5 protein-coding genes are annotated in these 7399 nt (G+C 73.2%); 4 read left to right on the top strand and 1 reads right to left on the bottom strand.

What is annotated here, in order from left to right; all coding sequences use genetic code 11:
- Positions 1 to 244: 244 nt before the first annotated feature.
- Positions 245 to 775 (bottom strand): adenine phosphoribosyltransferase, encoded by a 531-nt coding sequence (locus AC2DGY_RS16010; RefSeq protein WP_484510762.1) that lies wholly within the window; start codon positions 773 to 775, stop codon positions 245 to 247.
- A gap of 524 nt (positions 776 to 1299) precedes the next feature.
- On the opposite strand from AC2DGY_RS16010, the gene AC2DGY_RS16005 reads away from it, so the two are divergent.
- The 4 genes from AC2DGY_RS16005 to AC2DGY_RS15990 all read left to right on the top strand — a co-directional run bounded on the left by AC2DGY_RS16005 (position 1300) and on the right by AC2DGY_RS15990 (position 7386).
- On the top strand, positions 1300 to 2979 hold the full coding sequence (locus AC2DGY_RS16005; RefSeq protein WP_484510761.1) for a glycoside hydrolase family 13 protein: 1680 nt from the start codon (positions 1300 to 1302) through the stop codon (positions 2977 to 2979).
- 63 nt (positions 2980 to 3042) lie between these two features.
- Entirely contained in the window at positions 3043 to 4053 is a 1011-nt protein-coding gene (locus AC2DGY_RS16000; protein WP_484510760.1) for a LacI family DNA-binding transcriptional regulator, read from the top strand.
- 110 nt (positions 4054 to 4163) lie between these two features.
- The gene (locus tag AC2DGY_RS15995) at positions 4164 to 5378 is read left to right on the top strand and encodes an amidohydrolase (RefSeq protein ID WP_484510759.1); all 1215 of its coding nucleotides are present in this window, start codon (positions 4164 to 4166) and stop codon (positions 5376 to 5378) included.
- A 76-nt stretch (positions 5379 to 5454) separates the two neighbouring features.
- Complete coding sequence (locus AC2DGY_RS15990) at positions 5455 to 7386, top strand: helix-turn-helix domain-containing protein (protein ID WP_484510758.1); 1932 nt, start codon at positions 5455 to 5457, stop codon at positions 7384 to 7386.
- Positions 7387 to 7399: the final 13 nt, after the last annotated feature.

The raw sequence follows: 7399 nt of genomic DNA, 5'->3' as shown, positions 1-7399 counted from the left end.
GCAAAACTCAGGAGATTCCGGCCTCGCCACCGGTGACACGGGGCCGGACGGGCCGATTCTCCTGAGTTCTGAACGACAGACGAGCCTCGGTCCCTTGCGGCCGCGCCCCCATGCCGCATCCGGGCGGGACGTCAAGACCTCGTCGGAGTCTCCGCCGGCCGGGAGGGGCCGGCTCCCCGCTCGGCAATCACGCGCGCGGGCCGCCGGGACCGGCGGTGCGGACGGCGGTGCGGCCTCTGCCGCCTCAGACGTGGAAGAGCGCGTGCAGGGGCGCGTCGCCGAGCGCCTCACGCCCGCCGAGGGCGTCGATCTCCAGCAGGACCGCGCTCCCGACCACGGTGCCACCCAGCTGCTCGACCAGTTCGCGCGCCGCGGCGATCGTGCCGCCGGTGGCCAGGACGTCGTCGAGCAGCAGCACGCGCGCACCGGGGGCGAGGTCGTCGTGCATCTCGATCTCGGCCGTGCCGTACTCCAGCGCATACGAGACGGATGCGGCGGGGCGCGGGAGCTTGCCGGCCTTGCGGATCGGGACCAGACCCGACTGAGCCGCGATCGCGGCGGCTCCGGCAAGGAGGAATCCGCGCGCCTCGATGCCCGCTACGACGTCGAACTCGCCCGCGAAGGGGGCGAGCAGGCCATCGATGCAGGTGCGCAGCGCTGCAGCGTCGGCCAGCAGCGGGGTGATGTCACGGAAGACGACGCCCGCTTCCGGGTAATCGGGGATGCTGCCGATCAGGCCCTCGGCGCGAGCCAGGTCGGCGGAGTGTTCGGACACCCGCCCACCATACCCGCGCACACCCGATCCCCCGGGCCGCCCGGGCTCGGGTGGGTTTCCGGCGGATCCGTCGCGTTGGGGCGCGCGCATCACGCCCCAACGCACCCCGGGCGCCCAACCCGCGGAACTAGCGCGGGACTCGCGGGAATGCGCGGGAGCCCACACGCCCCAACACGCATAACTGCCCCCGTTCCCGCGGACGCCCCCCAAACCGCAGGAAGACCCGCGGGAAGCACCCCGGTCACACCGCCGGCACACCAGCGCCACACCGCCGACCCAGCGGCGCCCCACCCCGATACAGCGGCGCCCCACCGCCGACACACCAGCGCCACACCGCCGACCCAGTGGCGGCACGGAGCGGCACGAGGCGCCCCACCCCCGATACAGCGGCGCCCCACCGCCGACCCACCAGCGCCCCACCGCCGGCACGGAGTGGCACGGAACGGGCCCACCGCCGGCACGGAGCGGCACGGGACGGCCGCGACATCGCCAACCATGTAAGCGTTTGCAGTAGCCTGTTCGGCATGACTTTCACGCAAGAGGACGCTCGCGCCGACACGGCCACCGCGCCCGGATCCGAGTGGTGGCGCACCGCCGTCATCTACCAGATCTACCCCCGCTCCTTCGCCGACAGCTCCGGCGACGGCGTCGGCGACCTCCCCGGGGTCACCTCTCACCTGGATGACCTGCGTGATCTCGGCATCGACGCGATCTGGCTGAGCCCGTTCCAGCGTTCGCCGCAGAAGGACGCGGGATACGACGTCGCCGACTACTGCGACGTCGACCCGCTGTTCGGCACGCTCGGCGACTTCGACGACATGCTCGCCGGCGCGCATGACCGCGGCATCCGCATCATCGTCGACCTGGTCCCCAACCACTCCTCCGACCAGCACGAGTGGTTCCAGGCCGCTCTGGCCGCCGCCCCCGGCAGCCCCGAGCGCGCGCGGTACATGTTCCGGGACGGCACCGGCGAGAACGGCGAGCTGCCGCCGAACAACTGGGAGTCGGTCTTCGGCGGACCGGCCTGGACCCGCATCACGGAGTCCGACGGCACACCCGGCCAGTGGTACCTGCACCTCTTCGACGCCTCGCAGCCCGACTTCGACTGGTCGAACGAGGAAGTGCGTGAGGAGTTCCGCCGCATCCTGCGATTCTGGCTCGACCGGGGCGTTGACGGCTTCCGCGTCGACGTCGCGCACGGACTCGTGAAGGAAGCGGGCCTCCCCGATTACACGCCCAACCCGGATGCCGGGTCCATGGGCGGCGACGAGGGTTCGGTGCCGTACTGGGGCCAGCCGGGCGTGCACGAGATCTATCGCGACTGGCATGCGCTCCTCGCCGAGTACGACGGCGATCGCGCCCTGTGCGCCGAGGCCTGGATGCCCAGCGTCGCCCAGACCGCGCTGTGGGTGCGCCCCGACGAGATGCACCAGGCCTTCAACTTCGAGTACCTCGAGACGCCGTGGGATGCCGCCGCCCTCCGCTCCGTCATCGCCGAGTCGATCGAGGTGTACCCGTCGGTGGGCGCGCCGAGCACGTGGGTGCTGTCCAACCACGACGTGGTCCGCCACGCGTCGCGCCTCGCTCTGACCGCCGAGAACCCGCAGGGTGCCGGAATCGGGCCCAAGTCCCCCGGGAAGCCCATCCCGGAGGTCGGCCTTCGCCGCGCGCGGGCGGCCACGACGCTCATGCTCGCCCTCCCCGGGTCGGCCTACATCTACCAGGGCGAGGAGCTCGGGCTTCCCGAGGTCATCGATCTGCCCGACGACGCGCGCCAGGATCCGACGTGGTTCCGCACCGAGGGAGCGCGCTACGGACGCGATGGATGCCGCGTGCCGATCCCGTGGAGCGCGTCGGCGCCGGCCTACGGGTTCAGCGAGACCGGAGAGTCGTGGCTGCCGCAGCCGTCCGAGTGGGCGGGGCTCGCCCGCGACGCCCAGGTGGGCGACCCGGACTCGACGCTCTCGCTCTACCGCGCGCTGCTGACCGAGCGTCGCGCACGGGGCCTCGGCAGTGGCGCGCTGGACTGGCTCGACGGCTTCGGCGACGGCGTCGTGGCGTTCCGCCGGGGCGATCTCACGGTCGTGGCGAACGTCAGCAGCACCACTGTGCCGCTGCCGGAGGGTACGCTCGTGGCCGCGAGCGGTCCGCTCGCACCGGAGGGGATTCCCGTCGACACGACGGTGTGGGTCGCCGCGGGCTGACGCCGCGGAGCCCGTGCCGACCGAGCGCGCCGAGGCGGAGCATCCCGTGAGGGGCAACCGTCAATGGTGAGTATCGACGAGGTCGCGCGGCGAGCGGGCGTGTCCACCGCGACGGTGTCGCGCGCGCTCAGCGGACGAGGCCATGTCTCGGACGCATCTCGGGCGCGCGTGATCGCCGCGGCGGAAGACCTCGGATACGTGGTCTCGGCGTCGGCGTCGAGCCTGGCCTCCGGGCGCACGCGCAATGTCGGCGTGCTCGTGCCCTTCGTCGATCGCTGGTTCTTCAGCACGGTGCTCAGCGGGGTCGCGGCGGCGCTCATGCGGCGCGGGTACGACATCACGCTGTACAGCGTGACCGACGACCCCGCCGAGCGGCGCACGGTCTTCGAGACCTTCCTGCGCCGGCGCCGCATCGACGGGATCATCGCCATCTCGATCGAGCTCGGCGCGGAGGAGTCGCAGCGCCTGCACGACCTCGGCATCCCGGTCATCGCGATCGGCGGGCCGAACCCGCAACTGAGGACGCTCACGGTCGACGACACCGCCGTGGCACGGCTCGCGACCGAGCACCTGCTCTCCCTCGGTCACACGCGTATCGCGCACATCGGGGCCAACGCCCAGTTCGACATCGACTTCCACATCCCCACGCGGCGGCGGCAGGGCTTCGAGCGGGCGTTGGCGGATGCGGGGGTGCCGGTGCTCCCGGCCCTGTTCGAGCCGGCGGACTTCACCATCGAGGGCGGGTTCCGCGCGGCCAAGCAGCTGCTCGGGCGGCCCGGAAGCCGCCCCACGGCCCTGTTCTCCGCATCCGATGAGATGGCGATCGGCGCGCTGCTGGCCGCCCGCGAACTCGGGTACCGCGTTCCGGAGGATCTCTCGGTGATCGGCGTGGACGGACATGAGCTGGGCGAGTTCTTCCGCCTGACCACGATCGACCAGTTCCCCCGCGGGCAGGGCGAGCTTGCCGGCGACGCGATCGTCGCGGAGCTGGAGTCGCCCGCATCCGTCCCGCACCTCCCCACGCCCCTGCCGTTCGAGCTGGTCGTCCGCGGCACGACGGCGCGGCGGCGCTGAACACCGCGGCCGGCACCCCGCGCCGCGCGGATGCTGCGCCCCCAACCGGAGCGCGGGCCGCGAGAAGCGCGGGACGACGGCGCGCGGGCTCGCGGCCCTAGGCTCGGGGGATGAGTATCGACCTGGAGAGCCTGTACCGCGATCTGCACCGCCATCCGGAGCTGTCGTTCCAGGAGACGCGCACGGCCGGCGTGATCGTGCGGCACCTCACCGAGCTCGGGCTCGAGGCCGAGGAGGGCGTCGGGCGCACCGGTGTGGTGGCCGCGATCCGCAACGGCGACGGCCCGGTCGTGTGGCTCCGCGCCGACATGGATGCGCTTCCCGTCGAGGAGCGCACGGGCCTCGACTACGCCAGCACGGCCCGCGGCACGGATCCGTCGGGCGCGGAGGTGCCGGTGATGCACGCGTGCGGACACGACATGCACGTCAGCGCGCTCCTCGGGGCCCTCGAGCGGCTCGTCGCCACCCGCGCCGACTGGTCGGGCACCGTCGTGGCGGTGTTCCAGCCGGCCGAGGAGTACGGCTCGGGATCGCAGGCGATGATCGCGGACGGCGTGCTGGAGCGCTATCCCACGCCCGACATCGTCCTCGGTCAGCACGTGACGCCCCTTCCCGCCGGCGTCATCGGCGTCCGCCCGGGCACCCAGATGGCCGCCTCCGACGGGCTCACCGTCGTGCTCCACGGGCGGGGCGGGCACGGCTCGCGCCCGCAGGCCACGATCGACCCCATCGTGATGGCCGCGGCCACCGTGATGCGCCTTCAGACGATCGTCTCGCGTGAGGTCGACCCCCGCGATGTCGCGGTCGTCACCGTCGGCGCCATCCACGCGGGCCTGAAGAACAACATCATCCCCGCCGAGGCTCGCCTCGAACTCAGCCTGCGCTACCCCGACGACGCGGCGCGCGACCGCGTGCTCGAGAAGGTCGAGCGCATCGTGCGAGCCGAGGCCGTGGCATCCGGCGCCGAGCAGACGCCCACGATCTCCACCCTCCACACCCTCCCGCCCACCATCAACGACGCGGATGCCACCGCCCGCCTGACCGCCGCCTTCGAGCACGCGTTCGGTGCGGGGAGCGTCGTTGACCCCGGGATGTTCACCGGCAGTGAGGACGTCTCGTGGTTCGCGCGCGACTCCGGCGCCCCCCTGGTGTTCTGGTTCTGGGGCGGTGCCGACCCGCAGACCTACGCCGACGCGCTGGCCGCCGGCGCCGTGGAGAGCCGCATCCCCACGAACCACTCGCCGTTCTTCGCCCCGGTGCTCCAGCCGACCCTCAGCCGTGGCGTGGAGAACCTCGTCGTGGCCGCGCGCGAGTTCCTCGCCTGACCCCTGGCCCTCCCTCGTCGGGGCGGGGCATGTGCCGGGAGCACACGGCAAGCGGGCGATCGTGAACAATGAGCACATGAGCCTGCTCCCCGACGATGCGCCCGGCGCTCGTGACGAGACGCTGGTGCGCGCCGTCGTGGATGCGGTGGCCGGCCGCACTCCCGATGCCCTTTCGCGGTTGCGCACGATGCCGGAAGCCGCCGCATCCGTCCCCGTCGTCGAGGCCGCGCGCCGCGAAGTGGAGGGCCTCCGTCGCCGCGAGCAGGAACTGTCGGCGCTGTTCTCCAGCGCCCGCGAGCTCGCCGGCGTCCGCGACACCGACGCGCTCCTCACTCGGCTGGTCGAGCGCGCGCACGACATGCTCGGCTCCGACGTGACGTACCTGTCCGAGTACGCCCCGGAGACCGGGCAGCTGCAGGTGCGCGCGACCTACGGGGCGGTGTCGGCGGAGTTCCGTGAGCTGGTCGTGCCGCCCGGTCGGGGTCTCGCGAGCGTCGTCGTGGAGACCGGCACGGCTCAGGCGGTCAGCCGCTACGCCGACTATGCCGCCGACCGGCGCGAACCGGTCATCGACGACGCGGTCGCGGCGGAAGGCATCGTCTCGATGCTCGGCGTACCGCTGCGCACCGAGACCACCGTGCTCGGCGTGCTCTTCGTCGCGATGCGCCAGGAGCGCACCTTCACCCCCGACCAGACCGCGCTGCTGTCCGCCCTGGCCGACCACGCCTCGATCGTGCTGCAGACCGCCGGCACGATGCGGTCACTGCGCCGCTCCGAAGAGGAGGCGCGCGCCGCCGTCGAGCGGCTGTCGGCGCACCTGGCCGAGCGCGACCGCGCCAACACGGTGCACCAGCACCTCGTCTCCGCCGTCCTGACCGGCGGCGGTTTCTCCCGCATCGCCGAGACCCTGGCGGGCACCCTCGACCGTGCCGTGCGGATCGTCGACGAGCGCGGGAACGAACGCGCCGGAGCCGGGGACACCGCGGCCCTCGCCCGCGACGGCGGCACGGACGCGCTCGATGCCGCCGTGGCCGCGAGCCGGGCGTCCGGTCACGCCGCCACCGTGGACGCCGGCGGGGGCCACCGTGTCGTCGCAGCCCTGTCGGCGGGCGCGCGGCACTTCGGTGCCGTGCACATCGAGGTGGGCGACTTCGACCTGGGGGCCGTGGACCTCCGCACCGTCGAACGCGCCGCGCAGGTGGGCGCGCTCCTGGCTCTCTCGGAGGAGGCGGTTCTCGACGCGCACCAGCGCCAGCAGGGCGACCTCGTGACCGATATCGTGCGGGCCTCACCCGATCGCATCGCCGACGTGAGCGCACGGGTGCGGCGGGCGGGTCTGGACCTCGCCGGGCTGGACCGGCTCGTGCTGGTCGCCGTGCCCGGAGACCGCCGCCCCGACGCCCTCCGGGTGCTCCGGCGGCGCCTGGACACGGTGGGCCTCGTCGGAGAGATCGACGGGAGCCTCGTGGTCCTGGCCCCCGGCGATCGCACCGGCTTCGAGGCCGCCGCCCTCCACGCGCTGCTGAGCGAAGCTCTGGATGACCGCGTGGTCGCCGTCGACAGTCCCGCCGGGCGCGGGTCGGCCGCCGAGCGGTACGACCTGGCGCGGCGCGCCCTCCGCATCCTCCGGGGGCTGGAGATCTCCGACGGGGCTGCGGCCACCGATGACCTGCTGCCCTACGCGGCTGTGCTCGACCCCGACCAGCACTCCCTCCGTGCCTTCCTCGACACCCAGCTCGGCCCGGTCCGCGCCTACGACGCGGCGCGCGGCACCGAACTGCTCGCGACGCTCCGCGCCTTCATCCGATCGGGGGCGAGCCCCACCCGCGCCGCGCGGGCGCTCACGTTCCACCCCAACACGATCTTGCAGCGTCTGGACCGCCTCGACGCGGTGCTCGGGGCCGGCTGGCGCGACGACGAACGGCTCTTCCGGCTCTCGCTCGCGGTGCGGCTGGACGAGCTGCGGGAACGGCTCGCGAGTGTGAGCACGCCCCACTCCTCCCGGTGATCCGTGGGCGACG

This window comes from Microbacterium sp. Z6_144, from assembly GCF_057197625.1.
Note: the sequence above shows the minus strand (reverse complement) of the source record. Positions and strands in the feature narration are given on the sequence as shown.

Coding starts and splice junctions, on each gene's coding strand:
- AC2DGY_RS15990 (WP_484510758.1), top strand. CDS start 5,455: ATGAGCCTGCTCCCCGACGATGCGCCCGGCGCTCGTGACGAGACGCTG.
- AC2DGY_RS16005 (WP_484510761.1), top strand. CDS start 1,300: ATGACTTTCACGCAAGAGGACGCTCGCGCCGACACGGCCACCGCGCCC.
- AC2DGY_RS15995 (WP_484510759.1), top strand. CDS start 4,164: ATGAGTATCGACCTGGAGAGCCTGTACCGCGATCTGCACCGCCATCCG.
- AC2DGY_RS16000 (WP_484510760.1), top strand. CDS start 3,043: ATGGTGAGTATCGACGAGGTCGCGCGGCGAGCGGGCGTGTCCACCGCG.